Origin of the sequence: Streptomyces alkaliphilus (assembly GCF_014141535.1) — a bacterium.
GTDB lineage: Bacteria > Actinomycetota > Actinomycetes > Streptomycetales > Streptomycetaceae > Streptomyces > Streptomyces alkaliphilus.
Genome location: NZ_VKHT01001691.1, coordinates 1 through 518, shown reverse-complemented (window position 1 = coordinate 518; position 518 = coordinate 1). Strand labels below are relative to the sequence as shown.

The following is a 518-nucleotide window of genomic DNA, read 5'->3' as shown; positions in this document are numbered from 1 at the left end:
GGGACACCGGGGACGGAGCCGGCCCGGGGGACGAGGACGGGGAACATGATCACAGGAGTGCCTCCAGACGGGGCCAGGCCGCCTCGCGGACGAAGCCGGCGGGGGTCCGGCGCAACGCGGGCACCGTGCGGACGAACCCGTCCGGCCCCCGTTCGAGCAGATGGATCTCGGTGACGCGCCGCCGACCGTCGGAGGGGTCGCGGCGCAGGTGGACGACGAGGTCGACGGCGGCGGCGAGCTGGCTGTGCAGCGCGGGGCGGGACATCCCGGCCGCCGCCGCCAACGCCTCGAGCCGGGCGGGCACCGCGTCGGCGGCGTTGGCGTGGACGGTGCCGCACCCGCCCTCGTGGCCGGTGTTCATCGCGGCGAGGAGGTCGAGTACCTCGGCCCCCCGCACCTCGCCGACCACCAGGCGGTCCGGGCGCATCCGGAGCGCCTGCCGAACCAGTTCGTCCGTGCCCACGCGCCCGACCCCCTCCTGGTTGGCGGGGCGGGTCTCCAGGCGCACCACGTGGGGG

The 518-nt window shown here is 77.0% G+C and carries 1 protein-coding gene; it reads right to left on the bottom strand.

What is annotated here, in order from left to right:
• Positions 1–49: 49 nt before the first annotated feature.
• Positions 50–518: ATPase, T2SS/T4P/T4SS family (locus tag FNQ90_RS26350; RefSeq protein ID WP_182608581.1), on the bottom strand; the 469-nt coding region annotated here is incomplete at its 5' end.